This is a genomic window from Chryseobacterium lacus (genome assembly GCF_003336205.1).
GTDB lineage: Bacteria > Bacteroidota > Bacteroidia > Flavobacteriales > Weeksellaceae > Chryseobacterium_A > Chryseobacterium_A lacus.
The window spans coordinates 1-21,689 of record NZ_QPIE01000003.1 but is presented as its reverse complement, the minus strand read 5'-3'; the positions used below and the strand labels follow the sequence as shown (position 1 = coordinate 21,689).

Sequence of the window (21,689 nt, the reverse complement as noted above, 5' to 3'; positions counted from 1 at the left end):
TTTTTATTTTGATAAACATTTAAAATCTTATATTTGTTCCCGTAAAATTTTTTATTCTCAATGAAAATAACAAAAGAAATAAAAGCAGGTTTTATTGCCATTCTGGCCATTGTAGGATTTGTTTTACTATTCCAGTTTATGAAAGGAAAAAGTCTTTTCACTACAGATAATGTATTCTATGCAAAATATGATAATGTAGAAGGACTGACAGCGTCCAGCCCGGTTTCTATTAACGGACTGAAAGTAGGCAAAGTAGATCAGATCATTCCTATTTCCAAAACCAACGGCGATATTCATTTCGTGGTGAAACTCTTGGTACACGACGATTTTCAGTTTTCTAAGCAGTCAACTGTGGAGATTTTTGAACCGGGAATCATGTCAGCCAAAGAAATGAAAATCAATCTGGTTTCCGGCCCAACGATGGCAAAAGACGGAGATACCCTGAAAGGTTCCTTCAAAATGTCGATGCTGAATAATATTTCCTCGCAGGTTGGCCCGGTAAAAGATCAGGTACAGGAAGTTCTTAGACGAGTTGATTCTCTCACCACCAATGCCAATAAGATTTTTGATGACCAGAATCGTGCAGAAATCAGAGCATTACTCATGAATCTGAACAGAACAGTTTCAGCTCTGGAAGGAACTTCAGGAAGTGTAAATACCTTAATTGCCAACAGCGATCCCAGAGTGCAGAGGGTATTGGATAATGCTAATGAAGCTATGATTTCCGCCAATGTTGCTGTGGATAAATATGGAAACCTTGCCGAAAGTATTGATACCAAAAAGCTCAACAGCACCATTAATAATCTTGATCTGACCGTTAGCAAACTCAATGATGTTATTGTTGGCATTGAAAACGGACAAGGAAGTTTAGGAAAACTCGCAAAAGATGAGCAACTTTACAACAATCTTCAGGAAACTTCTAAAAACCTGAACGAACTGGTGTTGGATTTGAAAGCCAACCCAAAAAGATACCTTAACTTCTCGGTCTTTGGGAAAAACAGTAAAGATTAAACCTCTTCAGAATGGCGTATATTGATAATATTCTGTTTGTAGTACTGCTGATTGTAGGATTCGGCCTCTTTTTTAAAAGCCTCAAAGAAATCTACAGAAACATACAGTTAGGAAAAAAAATAAACCGCTCCGACCGTAAAAATGAGCGCTGGGCGTTAATGGCCAATGTCGCATTGGGACAAAGTAAAATGGGAGCCAGGCCGGTTGCCGGTTTTCTCCACGTTCTTGTGTATGTAGGGTTTATTATTGTCAATATCGAATTGATCGAAATTATAGTAGACGGAATCTTCGGAACACATCGCTTTTTAGCCGGAGTTCTAGGTGCCACATTTTATAATGCGCTGACTTCAGTTTTAGAAGTGATGGCCTTCTTAGTGATTATTGCAGTAGTTTTGTTTTTCATTAGAAGAAATTTCTATGGCGTAAAACGGTTGACCATGAAGGAACTTTTCGGTTGGCCAAAGAATGATGCCAACTGGATTCTGATCATTGAGTTTCTGCTGATGGTTGCATTTTTCACGATGAATACTACCGATGCTATTCTTCAGCAAAGAGAAGTATATGCACAACACGGTTTTTTCCCGGTTTCTCAAAACCTGATTGTTCCCGTTTATGAATGGTTTAGTTTTGGCAATGGATTTATTTTATTTGTTGAAAGAGCAGCTTGGTGGCTTCATTTCATCGGCATTCTTTTCTTTATGAATTATTTGTATTATTCCAAACATCTTCATATTATTTTTGCCTTTCCAAATACATGGTTTGCCAACCTGGAACCAAAGGGAAAACTGAACAATCTGGAATCAGTAACCAAAGAAATAAAACTGATGATGGATCCTAATGCGGATCCGTACGCTGCACCACCGGAAGCAGATCCGAATGCAGTCCCGGAGAAATTCGGAGCGAGCGATATTTTTGATTTAAATCAAGTGCAGTTGCTGAACGCTTACACTTGCACCGAATGCGGAAGGTGTACCGCCGTTTGTCCGGCCAATATTACCGGGAAAAAGCTTTCTCCGCGGAAAATCATGATGGATACCCGCGACAGAATCGAGGAAGTTGGAAGAAATATTAATAAAAACGGAAAATTCATTGATGATGGCAAGAAACTTTTGGATGATCATATCACCAGAGAAGAACTTCGTGCCTGCACTACTTGCAACGCCTGTGTCGAAGCTTGTCCGGTGCTTATCGATCCGCTTTCTATCATTATGGATCTGAGAAGATTTATGATCATGGAAGAATCTTCAGCGCCACAGGAATGGAATCTTATGTTCCAGAATATTGAAAATAATGCTGCTCCGTGGCAATACAGTCAGGCCGACCGTCTGAATTGGGCAAATGATTAATTTGTCATAAAAAATAAAAAATATTATTCTGATTTTAACAGACAGAAACAATGCAAATTAAAACAATGGCAGAATATACTGCCGAAGGAAAATCACCGGAAGTACTTTTCTGGGTTGGATGCGCAGGAAGCTTTGATGACCGCGCCAAAAAAATAACCCGTGCTTTTTGCAAAATATTAGATAAAATAGGAGTGGAATTCGCGGTTCTTGGCCCTGAAGAAAGTTGTACAGGAGATCCCGCAAAACGAGCCGGAAATGAATTCGTTTTTCAGATGATGGCGATGACGAATATTGAAATTCTGAACGCTTACGAAGTTAAAAAAATTGTTACTGCATGTCCGCACTGTTTTAATATCATCAAAAATGAATATCCTGAGTTGGGCGGAGTTTATGAAGTGGTACATCATACGCAGTTCCTGAAACAGCTTATGCAGGAAGGAAGACTGAAAATAGAAGGCGGAAAGTTTGAAGGAAAAAAAATAACTTTTCATGATCCCTGTTATCTGGGACGCGCCAATGGTGAGTATGAAGCTCCCCGGAATCTGCTCCAGAAACTGGATGCGGAACTGGTTGAAATGAAACGCTGCAAAAGTAACGGATTGTGCTGCGGAGCTGGAGGTGCTCAAATGTTCAAAGAACCGGAGAAAGGAAAAAAAGACATTAATGTGGAGCGTACAGAAGAAGCATTGGCGGAAAAACCCAATATCATTGCAACTGGTTGTCCGTTTTGTATGACCATGATGACGGATGGTGTGAAACATGTAAATAGCGATGTCCAAGTAAAGGATATTGCGGAACTCATTGCGGAAGCAGAAGATTTATAAAAATGAAAATAGAAGAATCAGATATCATAGAAACCAACGACTATAAAGTGATTATTTATCCTGCTTCCAGAGCCTTTACGGCAAAGGAATGCAAGACCATTGCAGAAAAATTATACGACTTTCTGGGAACTTGGGCTGCTCATGGCAAACCCCTTTCGTCTTCGTTTAAGATTGAAAAAAACCAGTTTATTATTATTGTTGTAGATGAAGAAAAAGAAATGACTTCCGGATGTTCTATCGACTCTCTGAACGGCATCATGCGGGAACTGGATAATGAGTTTCAACTCGGTTTATTTGATAGAATGAAAGCCAGCTATGTAGAAAACGGAGAGGTGAAAACCATGAAACTTCAGGATTTCAGACAGGCAGTTAAAAACAACGAAATTTCTACGGATATTGAAGTTTTTGATTTTTCTAAAGATACCTACATCAGTTTTCTTTCAGATTTTCTTTTGCCTTTACAAAGAAGTTGGGCTGGAATTTACGTTCAGTAATATAGAATTTGAAAATAAAATAAAAGGCTGTTTCCTGAGAGACAGCCTTTCACTATTATTTACATTCCTAGAATTTCGCGAACTCTTTTCAGTGTTTCAGTAGCTATTTGGCGGGTTTTTTCAGCACCTGCCAATAGTTTTGCATCCAGTTCCGGAAGATGGTTCATATAATAGTCAAATTGTTCTCTTTCAGTTTTGAACCGTTCCAAGATTAAATTCAGAAGTTCAGTTTTAGCGTGCCCGTACCCGAAATTGCCGGCCAGATATTTCCGCCTCAGTTCTCCCGTTTGCTCCGCTGTCGCAATGAGTTCATAGATTGCAAAAACTTTGTCTGTAGCGGGATCTTTCGGTTCTTCCATAGATTTGGAATCTGTTTCAATGCCCATTACCTGTTTTTTCAGTTGCTTTTCAGGAAGGAAAATGTTGATGATATTCCCTCTGGATTTCGACATTTTATTTCCATCAGTTCCCGGAACATATTTGGTATCTTCTTGAAGTTCTGCTTTTGGCAATACGAAAGTTTCTCCCATTTGATGGTTAAATCTCGCTCCCATATCTCTCGCCATTTCCAGATGTTGCAGCTGATCTTTCCCTACCGGAACAATTTCGGCATCGTACAGTAAAATATCCGCAGCCATCAGAACAGGATAAGTGAAAAGTCCGGCATTCACATCCTCCAAGCGGTCTGCTTTGTCTTTAAAAGAATGGGCAAGGGTCAGCCTTTGATAAGGAAAAAAACACGAAAGATACCAGGAAAGCTCGCACACTTCCGGAATATCGCTTTGTCTGTAGAAATACGTTTTATCAGTATCTAATCCGCAAGCCAGCCACGCTGCAGCAATTTCGTAGGTATTTCTTTTCAATTCCTCAGCATTTTTAATCTGGGTTAAAGAATGCATGTTGGCAATGAACAGGAAAGATTCGTTTTCTGATTGCTTTGAAAGTTCTATCGCAGGGATAATCGCACCCAGAAGGTTTCCCAGATGAGGCGTTCCTGTGGCCTGAATTCCGGTAAGGATTCGTGACATAAAATTGAAATTTGCGGTTACAAGAAATGATTTGCGAAAATAAGAAAAACAAAAACTTCAGGCAATTTGCTGAAGTTTCATATTTAATATAAAATTCTAAAAATCCAGTCCGTTCGGGAAAGCTTTTTTTCTGAAAATAAGCAACAAGGCTGCACCTACAGAAATGGCGGCATCGGCAACATTGAAGATATATTTGAAAAATTCAATTTGTTTGCCACCCAGCAAAGGCCAACTTTCCGGCACCGTCCAGTCGATTAGAGGAAAATGGAGCATATCTACCACACAGCCCTTCATAAAAGAAGAATAACCTTCCCCGAAAGGAACTATTTGGGAAACGCCGCCATATTCAATCCACCGGTTCACGCTTTCGTCGTACACCGTACCACTGTCGAAGATCATTCCGTAAAACATTCCGTCGATCAGGTTGCCAATAGCTCCAGCAAAAATCATCGCCATCGGGATCAGCAAATAATTGGTGGTGATGCCCTGCTTTTTCCATTTCATGAAAAGATAAATCATCCCTCCGATAAGGAAAAGGCGGACGATCACCAGAAAATATTTCCCCAATAATCCCCCAAAATGAAAACCGTAAGCCATACCTGGGTTTTCTACAAAAGTCATCCGAAACCAGTCCAGCCCCATCACGGGAATGCTTTCGCCGTATTGGAAATTGGTTTTGATATAAAATTTGGAAGCTTGGTCTATTAATAAAATAATGAGGGTAACGAATGCTATTTTCTTCATAATTTGTTGAAAACCTGGAGAGTTTTTAAGATTGAATTTTATTATTTGAAAATTCTGACAACTTCTTTCTCCTCCTGGTTCATAAGTTTTGTGAGTGAATTTCTCCTCTATTTATCCCTATTTCTTTGAAAGTTCATCGAGTCTCCTTCGGTCTTTTTCGGACAAATCATCGATGCCGTTTTCTCCCATTTTACTCAGAAGATGGTCGATTTCCTTTTGTCTTGAAACTTTCTCAGCATTGAATTTATCGTCAATGGTGTAATTTCTTTCTGCATCGGGCGCAATTTTCTCCTTAATTTCTTTCCGGAAAAAATAGGCGAAAATTACTACAACAGCGAGAATGATGAGGACAGTATTCAATTGGATAAAAGTTATAAGTTACAAAGTCCGTATTTACAAGAACCCGATACTGTGTTTTTGTAAGAAATTGTACACTTCTTGCGTTTTTAGGATTTTAACGCTGCATATTTTTCGCTTCGATGCTTAAGGTGGCGTGTGGAACGGCTTTCAATCGGTCTTTAGGAATCAGTTTTCCGGTCACTCTGCAAATTCCGTACGTTTTATTTTCGATGCGGATGAGCGCATGTTTCAAGTCGCGGATAAATTTCTCTTGGCGGCCGGCCAAAATTGCGTTCTGCTCCTTGCTCAGGGTTTCTGCGCCTTCTTCAAAAGCCTTGAAAGTGGGCGATGTATCGTCGGTTCCGTTATTTTGGTCGTTCACGAAATTTTCATTAATCAAAGCCAGATCTTTTTCGGCTTTCTCTATTTTTGCGCTAATTAATTCTTTGAATTCTTTTAAATCAGCATCGCTGTAACGCTGTCTTTCTTCTGCCATGTCTGCAAATTTTCGATGTTGTTTAATTATTTATTTTCCTTCTTTCTTTGAAAGTGATTCAAGATAAGAAATATTTTTAGATTTTACTAACTTTTACATTAAACTGAATCTCGTCTATCTCGATCCTGTCAAAATCTGCGAGTGAATTTACAATTTCTATTTTATTTGACAATACTTCGTCTGAAATATATTGTTGATTCTTCATGATTTCTGTTTCAAAAGGCGAGTTTCCTTCCAACTGAATTGAAATTCTGTCGGTTAAGTCAAAATTCTTTTCTTTTCTTAAGTTTTGAATCCGGTTGATGAACTCTCTGGCAATTCCTTCCGATTTCAGTTCTTCAGTAATGGTAAGATCCAGTGCAACGGTAATTTTCCCTTCGCTGGCTACCGTCCATCCCGGAATATCCTTCGTTGAAATTTCTACATCATCCAAACCAATTTCGTGGCCGGCAACGGACATTTTTCCGTTTTTCTCGAGGTCGGCAATTTGTTCCGTTGTCATCGAAGAAATTTCTGTACCGACGGTTTTCATGTCTTTTCCAAGCCTTGAGCCCAGTGTTTTGAAATTCGGTTTAATCTGTTTTACAATCAGATGCGACGCTTCTTCAGCATTGATGAGCTGTAGTTCCTTCACGTTCACTTCTTGCTTAATCAGTTCCGAAACGGCTGCGATTTGTTTCTCCGTTTTTTGATCCAGCACCGGAATCATCACTTTCTGAAGCGGCTGCCGAACCTTAATGTTTTCTTTTTTTCTGAGTGAAAACACCATGGAAGTGATCGTTTGTGCTAAATGCGTTTTTTCTACGAGATCCATTTCTATTTTGCTTTCTTCAGCGATTGGAAAATCGGTTAAATGTACAGAAGTAGCGGTGTCTTTTCCTGTTACTTTATTCAAATCCTGATAAAGGCGATCCATGAAAAAAGGCACTATCGGTGCAGAAAGTTTTGCAACAGTTTCCAGACAGGTGTACAATGTTTGGTAAGCCGAAATTTTATCAGCTGAATAGTCACCTTTCCAGAAACGTCTTCTACAAAGCCTTACATACCAATTACTTAGATTGTCATTTACGAAAGTATTGATGGCTCTTGCCACCTTTGTAGGTTCATAATCTTCATAAGATTCCTTTACTTCTTTAATGAGAATATTCAGTTCTGAAAGAATCCACCGGTCGATTTCCGGGCGGTTTTCTACGTTTTTTTCTTCGTATTTAAAACCGTCCACATTCGCATATAGCGCAAAAAAAGAATATGTATTGTAAAGCGTTCCGAAGAATTTTCTCCGCACTTCATCAATTCCTTCCACATCAAATTTCAGATTTTCCCAAGGATTGGCATTAGAAATCATGTACCAGCGCGTTGCATCCGGCCCATATTTTTTCAATGTCTCAAAGGGATCAACTGCGTTTCCAAGGCGTTTTGACATTTTCTGTCCGTTTTTGTCCAGAACCAAACCGTTGGAAACCACATTTTTATAGGCTACTGAATCGAAAACTGAAGTTGCAATCGCATGCAGCGTGTAGAACCATCCACGAGTTTGATCCACACCTTCTGCAATAAAGTCGGCAGGAAATGCTTTTCTCTGATCAATTAATTCTTTATTTTCAAAAGGATAATGCAGCTGTGCATACGGCATTGCACCGGAGTCGAACCAAACGTCGATCAAATCGCTTTCGCGCTTCATTGGCTTTCCGGAATTGGAAACGAGGATGATTTCGTCCACATAATTTTTATGAAGATCTATTTTTTCGTAATTTTCATCTGACATATTTCCGATTTCAAAAGCTGAAAAAGGATTTTCTGTCATCATTCCTGCGGCGACGGATTTTTCAATTTCAGAATAAAGTTCTTCTACGGATCCGATGATTTTCTCTTCTTTCAAGTCTGCACTTCTCCAGATAGGTAGCGGTATTCCCCAGTATCTGGAGCGGGAAAGATTCCAGTCGTTTACATTTTCCAGCCAGTTTGCAAATCTCCCTTCGCCGGTAGATTTCGGTTTCCAATTGATGGTTTCGTTCAGATCCACTAAACGTTGGCGCTTTTCCGTCATTTTTACAAACCACGAATCGAGCGGATAGTAAAGCACTGGCTTATCTGTTCTCCAGCAATGTGGATAGCTGTGAACATATTTTTCTACCTTAAAAGCTTTGTTCTCGGTTTTTAATAAAATCGCGAGTTCTACATCCCAAGATTTTTCAGGAGCAGTTCCGTCGTCGTAATATTCATTTTTGATATAGTTTCCTGAGAAAATTTCAGGTACATTTTTGCCTTTCAAAAATCTTCCGGTTAGATCCACCAAAGGAACCAAATTGTCGTTTTCATCCTTCACCAACATTGGCGGAATTCCGTTTTCCTTGGCTACGCGCGCATCATCCGCACCAAAAGTGGGTGCAATATGCACAATTCCGGTTCCGTCTTCCGTGGTTACAAAATCGCCCACAATAACTCTGAAGGCTTTTACAGGATTTTCGGCCGGCAAAAACCACGGTATCAATTGTTCATATTCAGTTCCGGCCAAATCTTCACCTTTGAATTCTGCTAAGATCTGATAAGGAATCGTTTTGCTTTCAGAAGTATAATTCACGAAATCTTCATCTGAACCTTCATTATATTTTTTACCAAATTGTTTCGGCAATAAAGCTTTTGCTAAAATAATGTTAATCGGGTCAAAAGTATACTGGTTAAAGGTTTTTACCAAAACATATTCAATATCTTTTCCTACGGCCAAAGCGGTGTTGGAAGGCAAAGTCCACGGTGTAGTAGTCCACGCTAGAATATGAATTGTTTCGGAAAAGGTTGTTTTTAATTGTAATGTTGAGGATAGATTCTTCACTTTAAACTGAGCCACAACGGTAGTATCAGAAACATCACGATACGTTCCCGGCTGATTGAGTTCGTGAGAAGAAAGACCTGTTCCCGCTTTTGGTGAATAAGGCTGAATGGTATATCCTTTATACAGCAATCCTTTATCATAAAGCTGTTTTAGCAACCACCAAACGGTTTCCATGTATTTCGGTTCGTAGGTGATGTAAGGATTTTCCAGATCGACCCAATAGCCTATTTTCTCCGTCAGGTCATTCCATACATCAGTGTAGCGCATCACAGCTTCGCGGCATGCTTTATTATAATCTTCAACAGAAATTTTGGTTCCGATGTCTTCTTTGGTAATTCCCAGTTCCTTTTCCACACCTAGTTCTATCGGTAATCCATGGGTATCCCAGCCTGCTTTTCTGAATACTTTTTTACCGTTCTGGGTTTGAAAACGACAGAAAATATCTTTAATCGCTCTTGCCATCACATGATGAATTCCCGGCATTCCGTTCGCAGAAGGCGGACCTTCATAAAATACGAATTCCGGTTTCCCTTCGCGGATTTCAACCGATTTCCTGAATATATCGTTTTCGTTCCAGAATTTGGAAACACCGTCTGCTACGGCGGTGAGATCAAGGTTTTTGTATTCGTTAAACTTCTTCATTTTCAAACTGTTCTGTTGCAAAATTTAAGAGTGCGAATATAAGAAATTCTATGCTATTATAAGAGCGATCGACAATGCATTTTTTGTATGATAAATCAAGTTTTATTCTCTCTTAATATGAAGTAAAATAAATAAGTTCGAAAAGCCAGAATTCCCACTTTAAAAAAAACTTATACTTTTGCAAAAAATTCAGGATGTCCAAAAATCTCGTTATTGTCGAATCGCCGGCAAAAGCCAAAACCATACAGAAATATCTCGGAAAGGATTTTGAAGTGAAATCCAGCTTCGGCCATATTCGGGATCTGCCTAAGAAAGGAATGGGAATAGATCTCACCACTTTTACGCCCGATTATGAAGTATCTCCCGATAAAAAGAAAATTGTTTCCGAGCTGAAAGAAGCCGTGAAAAAAGCGGAAACCGTTTGGTTGGCTTCCGATGAAGACCGTGAAGGAGAAGCTATTGCGTGGCATCTGGCGCAGGAATTGAAATTGGATGAAAACAATGCGAAGAGAATCGTTTTTCATGAAATTACCAAAAATGCCATCCAGAAAGCGATAGAGAATCCGAGAAAAATTGACCAGAATTTGGTGAATGCCCAGCAAGCCAGAAGAGTTCTGGACCGGATTGTGGGTTTTGAAATGTCGCCGGTGCTTTGGAAAAAAGTAAAAACCGGACTTTCGGCAGGAAGAGTGCAGTCTGTTGCAGTACGCCTTGTAGTAGAAAGAGAATTAGAAATCAGAAATTTCAAGCCGGTTTCTGCATTCAAGATTGAAGGGACTTTCCTGAATGAAGAACAACAGGAAATTGCTGCCAAACTGAAAGGTGATTTTAAAAAAGAAGAAGAAGCCGAGAATTTTTTAACTCAGGCAAAAGACACCGAATTCAAAGTTCAGAACGTTGAAACAAAGCCCGGAACCCGTTCTGCATCAGCACCATTTACAACATCTACGCTTCAGCAGGAAGCATCGTCCAGATTAGGTTATAATGTCACCACAACAATGCGTTTGGCACAACGATTATACGAAGAAGGATTCATAACTTATATGAGAACAGATTCCGTAAATCTCTCTCAGGAAGCGATCAACGGAGCGAAGTCTCAAATTATTTCAGAGTTTGGGGAAGCGTATTCTAATCCGAGAAATTATACCACAAAATCTGCTTCTGCACAAGAAGCCCACGAAGCGATACGGCCGACAGATTTCTCTGTGAAATCTATTGGGGATGCTCAGTTGAATAAGCTCTATCAGCTCATTTACAGAAGAACGCTCGCTTCGCAGATGAGCAATGCCAAGATCGAAAGAACCGTAATTCAGATTGGAAATTCAAAACTTCAGTATCAGTTTGAAGCTCAGGGAGAAGTAATTATTTTTGAAGGTTTCCTGAAAGCGTACGGAATTATTAAAAACGAAGATGAAGACGATGAAGACAACGAAAAGATCCTCCCGAAAGTAAAAGTTGGTGAACTATTAAAATATAAAAAAATTGAAGCTACCGAGAAATTCACAAGGCCTGCAGCACGTTACACGGAAGCCGGACTGGTAAAAAAACTGGAAGAACTCGGTATCGGAAGGCCTTCAACTTATGCGCCGACGATTCAAACCATTCAGAATAGAGAATATGTAGATAAACGGGAAATTTTGCCACAGGAAAGGGAAATCGTAAAAATGACCCTTACGAAGGAGCTTAAAAAACAAGTTGTTACAGAGAAATTCGGTGGCGATAAAAATAAATTTGTTCCTACCGACATTGGTGAAGTTGTGAATGAATTTCTGACGAATAATTTCGCCGAGATTCTGGATTATGGTTTTACAGCAAAAGTAGAACAGAACTTCGACGATATTGCCAATGGAGCCGAAAAATGGAAAGAAGTTTTGGGTGAATTTTACAAAGACTTTCATCCTAAAATAGAAGATGTAGAGGAAAATGCAGACCGCGCTACAGGAGAACGATTGCTGGGGAAAGATCCGAAATCAGGAAAAAATGTTTATGCAAGAATGGGGCGCTATGGTGCTATGATTCAAATTGGAGAAAGTGATGATGAGGTGAAGCCAACTTTTGCGAGCTTGATGGCAACACAAAATATTGCCACCATTACTTTGGAAGAAGCTCTGGAACTGTTCAAACTGCCTTTTGAACTTCAGGATTATGAAGGCAAACCGGTTTCTGTTGCGGTCGGAAGATTTGGCCCGTATATAAAATGGGGCGAAACGTACATTAGTATTCCGAAATTAGAAGATCCTTTGTCTGTAAATCAGGAACGTGCCGAAGAACTTATAAAAGAAAAACAACTTGCCGACGCTCCGGTTGCTCATTACAAAGGAGAACCTGTAACCAAAGGAAAAGGAAGATTCGGGCCATTCATCAAATACAAAGATATGTTTGTGAATGTTCCTAAAAAATATGATTTCGAGAATCTTTCTCAAAATGACATTCAGGAGTTGATAGAAGCAAAACTGGAAAAAGAAGCGAACCGCTATATACAACAGTGGGAAAAAGAGAAGATTTCTATTGAGAATGGACGTTGGGGCCCTTTTATTAAATTTGGGAAAACAAATTTTAAAATTCCAAAAACCAAAGACGACGAGAAATATACCGCTGAGGATTTAGCAGAAGTGACTCTGGAAGAAGTGAAAAAATGGATTACAGCACAGGATAAGACTGCTTTTGCAGAAAAGAAAAAAACTGCGGCCAAAAAAGCAACTCCAAATAAAACCGCAGCTCCAAAGAAAACTGTGGCTGCGAAAAAAGCTCCAAAAAAATCTGATAAATAATATTGAAAACAATTTTTGGGAAGGTTCTGTGAAAGGCGAAGTAAATTTTGCTATTTTTGTTGAATTACAATCCTGATCAATTCATGAACTACGAAGATTTCATTATTCCCCCGAAATATATCAAGACCGAAAAATGGCAGTTCGGCAGTCAGTTGAAAGACGAATTGCCTGAAGCCGGAATTGCGTTGCTTTGGGTATCGGATTATCGTGGAGCAGGCGAATCTGCAGAAATGCTGGATTTTACTCCGGTCAGGCGACAGCTTTATCAACTTTCAGGGTTGGATTTCGAAGTGCCCGTTCATGATTTCGGAGATTTGATTTCAGGGAAAACGAGAGAGGATACCCACTATATTCTTCAGGAAATATTATCTTCCTGTCATTATAAAAAGACAATTCCTGTTGTGATCGGTGGAAGCAATGATCTCTCTTTTTCTGTTTATTCTGCGCTGAATTTTCATCATAAAAACATCAGCTATACTCAGATTTCAGATAGGATTTCACTGGATACGGAAGGTACGGAAGTTACGGAAAATAACTTCCTAAGCAAAATATTTTCATCAAAGAACTTTTCAATTAATAAATATCATCACCTTGGTTATCAGAAGCATCTGAATGAAGTTGAGACCATAAAATTGATGAATGAAGTGGATTTTGATGTAATGAGACTGGCAGAAATGATGAACCGGTCGGACAAAGCAGAACCCTTTTTGCGGACTACCGATATGGTGACGGTAAATTGTGATGCTGTGGAAAGTATGAGCGATTGTTTTTCAATCCATCCGCAGGTAAACGGACTGAACCGAAGAGAAATATGTGCCATTATGAAAGAAATCGGGCTGGGCAGAAATTTGAAATCTGTTGGGATTTTCAATGTGGTTGCTGATTCCGGAAATATATTGAATGAACAGCTTCTGGCGCAGATGATCTGGTATTTAACAGAAGGCATCAACATTCGGAAAAGCCATCCTGAAGAAAGGGAATTTGAAACTTTCTGGGTAATAATTGATGATGCTCAATACGCTTTTCGGCGAGATGTTTTCAGCAATCTGTGGTATGTCGGAAATAGTGAAAGTATTGAGGAATGGTTGCCTTGCACAATAGATGACTACGAAAACGCAAAACGGGGTATTTTAAGTTCCCGGTTGTTGAAGTTTTTACATCATTAATATTTCTCAGAATGCGTTTTTCGTGATTGATTTAGAAAAGGTTGCTACTGATTAAAAGCCTTGTAGCTCTATAGAATTTAGAATAAAATAAAGATTTTGACGTTTAGTTTTTAAAAATTATATTTTTTTTGTCTATATTTAACTTATCATTAAGAATTTTGGAAATATAAAAATGTTTTATATTTGCACAAATAAAATTTTTTAAAGTAACCATAAACCGTATTCTTCCATGAATAAAAAATTATTATTTAGCATACTAGCTCTTGTATTGACAATTGCAGATATGGATGCACAAAGGCATGAGTTAGGTGTGCGAGTAGGCCACAGCAACCTTGTAGGTGATATTGGCCGCACCAATTATATTTTGCAAATGCCGTTCAGAGATGTTTCCACGTTTGGTTTGCCCGTATACGGAGGTTTACTTTACAGAATGAATTTCAATCCGCATCAGACTTTGCGTTTTGATTTGGGTTATAATCATGTTCAGTTTGCTGATGCAGCAGCCAAGGAAGAATATCGTTACAACAGAAAAATGTGGGGAACCAATGATCTTTATGAAGCAAGTGCCATTTTTGAATATAATTTCTTCCCTGTGAATAATGAACAACAGAGAGGAATGATCAGCCCTTATATCTTTGCCGGTGTAGGAGCGATGATGCATGATGTTACCCAGGCAACGATGTCTCATGACTTCAGACGAGATGTGAACGGTGTTGCTCAGGCTCCTGTAAACGAGCTGGATTTTAATTCGACCATAGAATACGATTCCGGGAAGAAAGTAACAGGATATGTTCCTTTCGGTGTTGGTTTGAAATATAAATTCAACTACAACTGGGCTATATCGGCAGAAGTAATGTTCAGGCCTACCATCAGTGAACAGTTAGATTACAGCATGCTGAAGGAAAAAGATCTTAAATCCACTTTTAATGCAGATATTCTTTCTCCCAATACCAATACTTCACTCTTGCAAACTGGCTACTATTATGCAGTAGCTCAGGAAAGAGAACGGGATTTTCTATACAGAAGAAAGGTGGGAGATCCTAATTCCAAAGACTGGATCAACAGTGTTACTCTGGCAGTAACCTACTCATTCGGAAGACCGCCGTGTTATTGTGATTAATATGTCATCAGTAAAAGAAAAAATCAATTTACAAAATATCCCGAAACATGTGGCTATCATTATGGATGGCAACGGAAGATGGGCGAAATCACGCGGAGAAGAGAGGACTTTTGGGCACAAAAATGCAATCAATTCAGTCAGAAATGCAATTAATGCCTGTAATGAGATCAACATTCCCTATTTAACCTTGTATACTTTTTCCTCAGAAAACTGGAGTCGGCCTCACGACGAAGTGAATACATTGATGAATCTGCTTTCCGAGACCCTGCTTCTGGAAGCCGAGGAAATTTTCACAAAAGGCCTCAGGTTACATGTCATCGGAGAAGTGGATAAACTTCCTGCGTTGGTGAAAGAGCAGCTGATGAATGTGGTGGAACTTACTAAAGACAACGCAAAAGGAAATCTTATTCTGGCATTAAGTTATGGTTCGCAACGGGAAATTCTGCAGGCTGTAAAACAAATCAGTGAAAAAGTAAAGAAGGGAGACCTTCAGGCCGAAGATATCAATGAACACATTTTTGAAGAACATCTGTACACTAAAAATTTTCCTCCGGTAGATTTAATGATCCGAACGAGTGGTGAAGTGCGCATCAGCAACTTCATGTTGTGGCAGATTGCTTATGCAGAACTACAATTTCTTAATATTTTGTGGCCAGATTTCACGAAAGATACTTTCTTCCAGTGTATTGTAGATTATCAAAACAAAGAAAGAAGATACGGCAAAACCAGCGAGCAGCTGGAAATAAATAAATAAAAGTTATTATACTATACAATGAAGCTTAGATTCATCCCTATCATTATGTTTGTTGCCTCGGCACATTTTTACGGTCAGGTAACACCACAGGGAAATACTCAGGATAATAATCCTGTATATACTGAAAACCAGACAGGTACTTATAAATTAAAAGACATCGTCATCGATGGTGTCAAGAAATATTCACCCGCGCAGATTCTCAGATTCACAGGCCTCAACAAAGGTGAAACCGTGGATATTCCGGGGCAAAAGATCAGTTCTGCGATTAGAAAACTGTGGGAACAGAACGCTTTTTCGGAAGTGGAAGTGTATGTGGAAAGTATTGAAGGAGATAATGTAGTCCTGAAGTTTCATCTGGAAGATCTCAAAGAACTAGGCGAAGTGAAATTCACAGGAAAAGGAATCGGGAAATCTAAAAATGAGAAACTGGCAAAGGATAACAACCTGAAACCCGGAGTGAAAATCACTCAGAATCTTGTTTCTACTCTTAAAACGAATGTTCCAAAAGAATATGTCAGCAAAGGTTTTGCAGATGCCAAAATTACCATTCATGATAAAATAAATGCAAGCGATCCTAATCTGGTAGACTGGACTATTGAAGTAGAAAAAGGGAAAAGAATTAAAATCGACCACATTGAGTTTGAAGGAAATGAAACCATTTCGGATGCTAAGTTGAGAAAAAAAGCCTTCAAAAATACAAAACAGAAAAGATTCGGAATCGGCGGTATTTTCAAACCATCGAAATTTGTTCGTGAAAAATACGAAGAAGATAAGCATAATCTGGTTAATTATTATAATTCTTTAGGATACCGTGATGCCAGAATTATTTCAGATTCAGTTTGGAGAAATCAGAATAGAAACTTTGAGATCAATGTAAAACTGAATGAGGGTAAAAAATATTACATTGGCGATATTACTTTTACAGGAAATACAGCGTTTTCAACGGATTATCTGGAGCGGGTTTTAGGATATAAAACCGGCGACATTTATGATGCAATAGGTTTTAATAAAAAAGTGGGCGAAGATGGCGGAAAAGATGATGACAGCGATATCAAATCGATGTACATGAACAGCGGCTATCTTTTTTCCAATGTAACTCCAGTGGAAAAATCCGTAAATGGAGATTCCATCAATCTTGAAATTAGAATTGCTGAAGGAGAAAAAGCAGCCTGGAATCGCGTCAGTTGGAGCGGAAATACGACAACACACGACCATGTTGTATTGCGTTCCCTTCGTACACGTCCAGGAAGTTTGTTTGCAAAAGCGGATATCAGAAGAACTTATTTTGATTTAGCTTCGATGCAGTTCTTTGATCCGCAGGCTATTAAATATGATATTCAACCCAATCAACAAGACAATACCGTTGATGTTCACTGGTCTTTGGTAGAAAAAGGATCTTCACAGGTTCAGCTTCAGGCAGGTTACGGTGGCGATACTTTTATTGGAACACTGGGATTGACCTTTAATAACTTTTCATTGAAAAACTTCCTGAAGCTCAAAGGTTTCAGGCCGATTCCCCAAGGTGACGGACAAACGTTGTCGCTTCAGGCGCAGGCAGGATATTATTTCCAGAATTACGGAGTTTCCTTTATGGAACCATGGCTTTTCGGAACTAAACCTACCGCACTTTCTGTAGGAATTAATCAGTCACTTGTTAATTATTCAGACCAGTATGGAGGTTCTCAGAAACTGAATATTTTTTCAGCAAATGTAGGGTTGAACCGACTTTTGAAATGGCCGGACGATTATTTCTCTCTCTACACGGGACTTCAATATCAGAGCTATAATTTCAATAATTATCCTTTCCAGTTCGGAGAAGTCACAGAATACAATGGAAATGCACAAAACTTCAACATCAATGTTGGCTTGAGCAGAAACTCCGCAGGTTTAGATCCGATTTTCCCTACACAGGGATCCAACGTGGAAGCGTCGGTGAAATTTACGCCGCCTTATTCATTGTTTAGTAATAAAGATTATTCCACAATGACTCCTGTTCAGAAATACAAACTGATGGAGTTTTATAAAGTAAAATTCAAAGCGGATGCCTATAATGAAGTTATCGGGAAACTGGTGATGCGTACTACCGCCGAAATGGGCTTCATGGACGGATATAACAAAGAATTAGGCGCGCCGCCTTTTGAAAGATTTTATGTAGGCGGAACCGGACTTTTCGGAGGAAGATTCGACGGAAGAGAACTTATTCCGCTGCGTGGATATGAAAATGCTTCTACCAACGGAGGAACAAGAACTGACGTTACCCAATTGGGTGGAGGTACTATTTACAACCGTTTTTCGTTAGAATTAAGATATCCGATCTCTATGAACCAAACCGCCAAAGTATATGCACTTACTTTTCTGGAAGGGGGGAATGTCTGGAACAAATGGGGAGATTTCAACCCATTTCAGCTGAAAAGGTCCGCCGGTGTAGGAATCAGAGTATATATGGGAGCGTTCGGATTAATAGGGTTTGATTTTGCTTATGGTTTTGATAAGCCATTATTCAGTTCAGAACCTTCGGGTTGGAGAACGCACTTCCTGATGAACCAAACTTTGTAAATTTGACAATGAAAAACTTTAAAATAATTTTATTATTTGCGCTTCTTTTCACCTATGCTTCCGCAGAAGCACAGAAGATCGGCGTGGTAGATACAGATTATATCCTGAATAGGCTGCCGCAATATAAAGAAGCCGAAAACCGGTTGAACGCACAAATTGCAACCTGGCAAACTGAAATTCAGAATTTACAGTCTGAGTATGAAAGAAAAAAATCTGCTTTTGATAACGAAAGAGTATTGTTGGTAGGCGAACAACTGAAGCAACGGGAAAAAGAAGTTATGGATCTTGATAAAAATATCAAGACAACGCTCAGCCTTCGTTTCGGAACAAATGGCGAGATCGCGAAGCTGAGAGCGAATCTCACACAACCTTTTCAGGATCAGATCTGGGACGCAATAAAGACGATTTCCGAGAAAAACGGATTGGGCATAGTTCTTGATAAAAGCAACAACATTAGCGTAATATTTCTTCAGAAAAGATATGATTATACCGACAAAGTTCTGGATTTTCTTACAAAAGGTACAACGGGTAAAAGTTCATCAAAAAAATAGTTTAACTTTGCGCCCATATTACAATCAAACGAAAACAAATTAATTATTTAACCTAAATTATGAAAAAAATAAGTGTATTATTTGCTGTGGTAATGTTGCTGATGACAGCAGGCGTAGCAAATGCTCAGAAAATTGCAGCTTTGAATTATGAGGAAATTCTTTCCTTGATGCCTGAAACTAAAAAAGTAACTACAGATCTTGATACTTTTAGCAAAACGAAAGAAGCTGAACTTAAAAAACTAGGCGATACTTTCCAGGCAGAAGTCCAAAAATATCAGGCAGAAGGTGCAAAACTAACTGAAGCACAAAGAACAGCGAAAGAAACTGAACTGCAGAAAACACAGACCAATTTGCAACAAATGGCTACAACTGCACAACAAGATCTTATGAAAAGAAGAGAAACACTTCTGAAGCCTGTACTTGATAAGTTGAACAACGCTATCGAAAAGGCTGCAAAAGCAAACGGTTGGGATTTTATCATTGATGCCAGCGCACTCATCTACAGAGGTGGTACTGATGCTACTCCTGCAGTGAAAAAAGAATTGGGAATTTAATTTTAAAAATAACTGAAAATACGGCCATCTCTGTTTAGGGATGGTTTTTCTATTTTTGCATCATGGAAAAAGAAATTTCAACAATCGTCAAAATCCGTTTTAATGATTGCGATCCGATAGGACACCTCAATAATGTAAAGTATTTGGTATATATGCTGAATGCGAGAGAAGATCACGTAGAAAATTTTTACGGATTTACTTATGAAGATTACACTCAACAAACCGGCTGTACATGGATTACGATACAGAACGAAATTGCATATCTGAAAGAAGTACGGTACAACTCAAAAGTTCAAATCAGCAGTAAAACAGTCGATGTGGGTGATAGACTGTCAAAAATAGAAATTCTCATGAAAAGTGAAGATGGGAAAACCATCCACGCAGTACTTTGGATTACGATAATCTATTTCAACCTGAAAACAAGAAAATCTGAAGTACAGCCTGAAGAGATCAAGAACAAATTCCGGGAATATGGAGTTGAAATTGAGCAGAAAGATTTTCAAAGTAGGGTTTCTTATTTCAGAAAGCACAACAAAACAGCATAATTTTAACATGAAAAAAAGAATACTCATTACAGGAGGAAACGGACAATTGGGGAACTGTTTGAAAAAAATAGCACCCGATTATGAACTGAATTATGATTTCCGTTTTACAGATTCATCCGACTTGGATATCACAGACGAAGCCGCAGTTTTTGATTTTTTTGAAGAATATAAACCTCATTATTGCATCAATGCGGCAGCATATACCGCAGTAGATTTTGCTGAAAAAGAGGAAGAAATGGCTTTTTCCGTGAATGCAGATGCTGTGGCTTTTCTCGCAGAAGCTTCCAAAAAATTCAAAACAACGTTCATTCATGTTTCTACTGATTATGTTTTTGATGGGGAAACAGAAATTTCGTATTCAGAAGACGATTTCACCCAGCCTTCCGGAGTGTATGGAGCTTCTAAGCTGAAAGGAGAAAATTTGGCCATTGAACTAAATCCTGAAAGTATCATCGTACGAACTTCCTGGCTTTATTCAGAGTTTAATAAAAATTTCGTGAAAACCATGCTGAATCTTTTCAGTCAAAAAGAAGAGTTGAGTGTAGTTGCTGATCAGTTCGGGCAACCTACAAATGCTAATGACCTTGCCGAAGCACTGATGAAAATTATAGCTAACGAGAATAAAACGTACGGCATTTTTCATTTTTCAAATTATCCCGAAACTACATGGTATGAATTTGCTTCGAAAATTGCTGAATTTTCCAAAAGCAAAGTGAAAATAAATCCTATTTCTACAGATCAATTTCCCACAGCAGCCAAAAGACCGAGAAGAAGCACCATGGATTTAAGTAAAATTGAAGAAAAATATAATGTGGAAATCAAACACTGGGAACAAAGTCTGGAAGAATGTATTGGAATCTTAAACAACTCGAAATGAAGAATTTTATAATCATTCTTTTTGTTGGCTTGATGAATTTTGCTGCTGCTCAGAATGTCATTCTTTCCAAAGTAGCAAAAGTTCATGATAATAAAGACAAGATCTTTTATAGAATAAATCCGGAACATTCGGAAGCAGAATATTTGGGCGAAGTAGAAGTGCAGGGATTTTCAGAAGATGATGCTGAAATATTTTTACGTGTATATTCTAAGGCGAAAGAAATTGGAGCCAATGCATTTGTTTATGCTCCCGTTCAGGCAATAGAAGGCGGTTTCCTTCCTTTCGATCCTTGGAATTATAAATTAGCACTATATTATTTACCTTCTCATTTATTTTCTGAAGAAAATAATATGTTGTATTTATTTGCACCGTCCAATAAAAAACAAAAGATGACGCTGAATGAAAAGAGCATAATTTTGCATCCTAGAACTTTTACGAAACAGGTTTTGCAACCAGGAAATATTTATACAATTTCTACAGGAAAACTCTTGGGATCTTCGGCTAAATTTTCTGCACAGGATTCTCAGCCAGCACAATATATTCAAATTTTGCCTTTTCGTATCGGGTCAAACTCCCCAGAAAATCCCGGAATCAACATCAAAACTGGCGATATTCAACTGTTAGAGAAATCCTACGCCCAATTTCTCACAGTAATTTATAAAGAATTTTAAATTTTTATAAGTGGCAGTTAAGTTATATTGTCTTTAAAACATGAGTGGGAAGAAAAAAATCATTCTCATTTTCAAACAATTACTTAATTAGTGTAAAAATACTGCAGCCATTATTTGGAACAATAGAAAAAGAGCGTATCTTTGCAATCCCAAAACGAGAGAATGTTTTAAGGGAAGCGCAGGAGAGGCGATTGAGGATTAGGATGTATTTGATAGGGGTTAGAAAATTATTTTTAATTTATTTTCAAGAACATTTGGTCAGTTCAAAAATAGTTTATACTTTTGCACTCGCAAATCGGGGTTAACGACAGAAAGAGAATCCTGATACAAGCGAAAAGAGAAGAGATCTTTGAAATATAAATAACAACCA

20 protein-coding genes are annotated in these 21,689 nt (G+C 38.6%); 15 read left to right on the top strand and 5 right to left on the bottom strand.

Translation table 11 applies throughout. The features are described from left to right. Window positions 1-60: 60 nt before the first annotated feature. The 4 genes from DQ356_RS03935 to DQ356_RS03920 all read left to right on the top strand — a co-directional run bounded on the left by DQ356_RS03935 (window position 61) and on the right by DQ356_RS03920 (window position 3,675). Window positions 61-1,011: an MlaD family protein gene (locus DQ356_RS03935; RefSeq protein WP_114303181.1), complete on the top strand. Its 951-nt coding sequence runs from the start codon at window positions 61-63 to the stop codon at window positions 1,009-1,011. A gap of 11 nt (window positions 1,012-1,022) precedes the next feature. Beyond that, window positions 1,023-2,357: a (Fe-S)-binding protein gene (locus tag DQ356_RS03930; RefSeq protein ID WP_114303180.1), complete on the top strand. Its 1,335-nt coding sequence runs from the start codon at window positions 1,023-1,025 to the stop codon at window positions 2,355-2,357. Between the two features lie 65 nt (window positions 2,358-2,422). Then, window positions 2,423-3,181, top strand: coding sequence for a (Fe-S)-binding protein (locus DQ356_RS03925; RefSeq protein ID WP_185123764.1), 759 nt, complete (start codon window positions 2,423-2,425; stop codon window positions 3,179-3,181). A 2-nt stretch (window positions 3,182-3,183) separates the two neighbouring features. Continuing rightward, window positions 3,184-3,675, top strand: a complete 492-nt coding sequence (locus tag DQ356_RS03920) for a hypothetical protein (RefSeq protein ID WP_114303178.1) — start codon at window positions 3,184-3,186, stop codon at window positions 3,673-3,675. Between the two features lie 59 nt (window positions 3,676-3,734). On the opposite strand, the gene trpS is transcribed toward DQ356_RS03920, so the two are convergent. The 5 genes from trpS to ileS form a co-directional block, all read right to left on the bottom strand. Continuing rightward, window positions 3,735-4,703 carry a tryptophan--tRNA ligase gene (trpS, locus tag DQ356_RS03915; protein WP_114303177.1) on the bottom strand — a complete coding sequence of 323 codons (969 nt, stop codon included), beginning with the start codon at window positions 4,701-4,703 and terminating at the stop codon, window positions 3,735-3,737. Window positions 4,704-4,799: 96 nt separating this feature from the next. Next, on the bottom strand, window positions 4,800-5,447 hold the full coding sequence (locus DQ356_RS03910) for a lipoprotein signal peptidase (RefSeq protein ID WP_114303176.1): 648 nt from the start codon (window positions 5,445-5,447) through the stop codon (window positions 4,800-4,802). Window positions 5,448-5,564: 117 nt separating this feature from the next. Next, on the bottom strand, window positions 5,565-5,807 hold the full coding sequence (locus DQ356_RS03905) for a DUF6576 domain-containing protein (protein ID WP_114303175.1): 243 nt from the start codon (window positions 5,805-5,807) through the stop codon (window positions 5,565-5,567). Between the two features lie 94 nt (window positions 5,808-5,901). Continuing rightward, entirely contained in the window at window positions 5,902-6,282 is a 381-nt protein-coding gene (locus DQ356_RS03900) for a TraR/DksA family transcriptional regulator (RefSeq protein WP_114303174.1), read from the bottom strand. 76 nt (window positions 6,283-6,358) lie between these two features. After that, window positions 6,359-9,754, bottom strand: a complete 3,396-nt coding sequence (ileS, locus tag DQ356_RS03895; protein ID WP_114303173.1) for an isoleucine--tRNA ligase — start codon at window positions 9,752-9,754, stop codon at window positions 6,359-6,361. A 194-nt stretch (window positions 9,755-9,948) separates the two neighbouring features. On the opposite strand from ileS, the gene topA reads away from it, so the two are divergent. From topA to DQ356_RS11315, 11 genes are all read left to right on the top strand, one after another. Then, window positions 9,949-12,525: a type I DNA topoisomerase gene (gene topA / locus DQ356_RS03890; RefSeq protein WP_114303172.1), complete on the top strand. Its 2,577-nt coding sequence runs from the start codon at window positions 9,949-9,951 to the stop codon at window positions 12,523-12,525. A gap of 83 nt (window positions 12,526-12,608) precedes the next feature. Continuing rightward, the gene (locus tag DQ356_RS03885; protein WP_114303171.1) at window positions 12,609-13,691 is read left to right on the top strand and encodes an arginase family protein; all 1,083 of its coding nucleotides are present in this window, start codon (window positions 12,609-12,611) and stop codon (window positions 13,689-13,691) included. Between the two features lie 229 nt (window positions 13,692-13,920). Next, window positions 13,921-14,811 (top strand): type IX secretion system protein PorG, encoded by an 891-nt coding sequence (gene porG, locus DQ356_RS03880; RefSeq protein ID WP_114303170.1) that lies wholly within the window; start codon window positions 13,921-13,923, stop codon window positions 14,809-14,811. Window position 14,812: 1 nt separating this feature from the next. Further along, complete coding sequence (locus DQ356_RS03875) at window positions 14,813-15,565, top strand: isoprenyl transferase (RefSeq protein WP_114303169.1); 753 nt, start codon at window positions 14,813-14,815, stop codon at window positions 15,563-15,565. 18 nt (window positions 15,566-15,583) lie between these two features. Continuing rightward, complete coding sequence (bamA, locus tag DQ356_RS03870) at window positions 15,584-18,121, top strand: outer membrane protein assembly factor BamA (RefSeq protein WP_114303168.1); 2,538 nt, start codon at window positions 15,584-15,586, stop codon at window positions 18,119-18,121. An 8-nt stretch (window positions 18,122-18,129) separates the two neighbouring features. Then, window positions 18,130-18,672, top strand: a complete 543-nt coding sequence (locus DQ356_RS03865; protein WP_114303167.1) for an OmpH family outer membrane protein — start codon at window positions 18,130-18,132, stop codon at window positions 18,670-18,672. A gap of 59 nt (window positions 18,673-18,731) precedes the next feature. Beyond that, complete coding sequence (locus DQ356_RS03860; protein WP_114303166.1) at window positions 18,732-19,226, top strand: OmpH family outer membrane protein; 495 nt, start codon at window positions 18,732-18,734, stop codon at window positions 19,224-19,226. A gap of 62 nt (window positions 19,227-19,288) precedes the next feature. Further along, window positions 19,289-19,771, top strand: a complete 483-nt coding sequence (locus DQ356_RS03855) for an acyl-CoA thioesterase (RefSeq protein ID WP_114303165.1) — start codon at window positions 19,289-19,291, stop codon at window positions 19,769-19,771. 7 nt (window positions 19,772-19,778) lie between these two features. Beyond that, window positions 19,779-20,648: a dTDP-4-dehydrorhamnose reductase gene (gene rfbD, locus DQ356_RS03850; RefSeq protein ID WP_114303164.1), complete on the top strand. Its 870-nt coding sequence runs from the start codon at window positions 19,779-19,781 to the stop codon at window positions 20,646-20,648. After that, window positions 20,645-21,319: a hypothetical protein gene (locus tag DQ356_RS03845; protein WP_114303163.1), complete on the top strand. Its 675-nt coding sequence runs from the start codon at window positions 20,645-20,647 to the stop codon at window positions 21,317-21,319. Before rfbD ends, DQ356_RS03845 begins: the two co-directional genes overlap by 4 nt. A 44-nt stretch (window positions 21,320-21,363) precedes the next feature. Beyond that, the gene (locus tag DQ356_RS11315; RefSeq protein WP_126723232.1) at window positions 21,364-21,624 is read left to right on the top strand and encodes a hypothetical protein; all 261 of its coding nucleotides are present in this window, start codon (window positions 21,364-21,366) and stop codon (window positions 21,622-21,624) included. Window positions 21,625-21,689: the final 65 nt, after the last annotated feature.

Excerpts from the sequence above, each read along its gene's own strand:
- DQ356_RS03935 (WP_114303181.1), top strand. The coding sequence starts at position 61 with ATGAAAATAACAAAAGAAATAAAAGCAGGTTTTATTGCCATTCTGGCC.
- DQ356_RS03930 (WP_114303180.1), top strand. The coding sequence starts at position 1,023 with ATGGCGTATATTGATAATATTCTGTTTGTAGTACTGCTGATTGTAGGA.
- DQ356_RS03925 (WP_185123764.1), top strand. The coding sequence starts at position 2,423 with ATGGCAGAATATACTGCCGAAGGAAAATCACCGGAAGTACTTTTCTGG.
- DQ356_RS03920 (WP_114303178.1), top strand. The coding sequence starts at position 3,184 with ATGAAAATAGAAGAATCAGATATCATAGAAACCAACGACTATAAAGTG.
- trpS (WP_114303177.1), bottom strand. The coding sequence starts at position 4,703 with ATGTCACGAATCCTTACCGGAATTCAGGCCACAGGAACGCCTCATCTG.
- DQ356_RS03910 (WP_114303176.1), bottom strand. The coding sequence starts at position 5,447 with ATGAAGAAAATAGCATTCGTTACCCTCATTATTTTATTAATAGACCAA.
- DQ356_RS03900 (WP_114303174.1), bottom strand. The coding sequence starts at position 6,282 with ATGGCAGAAGAAAGACAGCGTTACAGCGATGCTGATTTAAAAGAATTC.
- ileS (WP_114303173.1), bottom strand. The coding sequence starts at position 9,754 with ATGAAGAAGTTTAACGAATACAAAAACCTTGATCTCACCGCCGTAGCA.
- topA (WP_114303172.1), top strand. The coding sequence starts at position 9,949 with ATGTCCAAAAATCTCGTTATTGTCGAATCGCCGGCAAAAGCCAAAACC.
- DQ356_RS03885 (WP_114303171.1), top strand. The coding sequence starts at position 12,609 with ATGAACTACGAAGATTTCATTATTCCCCCGAAATATATCAAGACCGAA.
- porG (WP_114303170.1), top strand. The coding sequence starts at position 13,921 with ATGAATAAAAAATTATTATTTAGCATACTAGCTCTTGTATTGACAATT.
- DQ356_RS03875 (WP_114303169.1), top strand. The coding sequence starts at position 14,813 with ATGTCATCAGTAAAAGAAAAAATCAATTTACAAAATATCCCGAAACAT.
- bamA (WP_114303168.1), top strand. The coding sequence starts at position 15,584 with ATGAAGCTTAGATTCATCCCTATCATTATGTTTGTTGCCTCGGCACAT.
- DQ356_RS03865 (WP_114303167.1), top strand. The coding sequence starts at position 18,130 with ATGAAAAACTTTAAAATAATTTTATTATTTGCGCTTCTTTTCACCTAT.
- DQ356_RS03860 (WP_114303166.1), top strand. The coding sequence starts at position 18,732 with ATGAAAAAAATAAGTGTATTATTTGCTGTGGTAATGTTGCTGATGACA.
- DQ356_RS03855 (WP_114303165.1), top strand. The coding sequence starts at position 19,289 with ATGGAAAAAGAAATTTCAACAATCGTCAAAATCCGTTTTAATGATTGC.
- rfbD (WP_114303164.1), top strand. The coding sequence starts at position 19,779 with ATGAAAAAAAGAATACTCATTACAGGAGGAAACGGACAATTGGGGAAC.
- DQ356_RS03845 (WP_114303163.1), top strand. The coding sequence starts at position 20,645 with ATGAAGAATTTTATAATCATTCTTTTTGTTGGCTTGATGAATTTTGCT.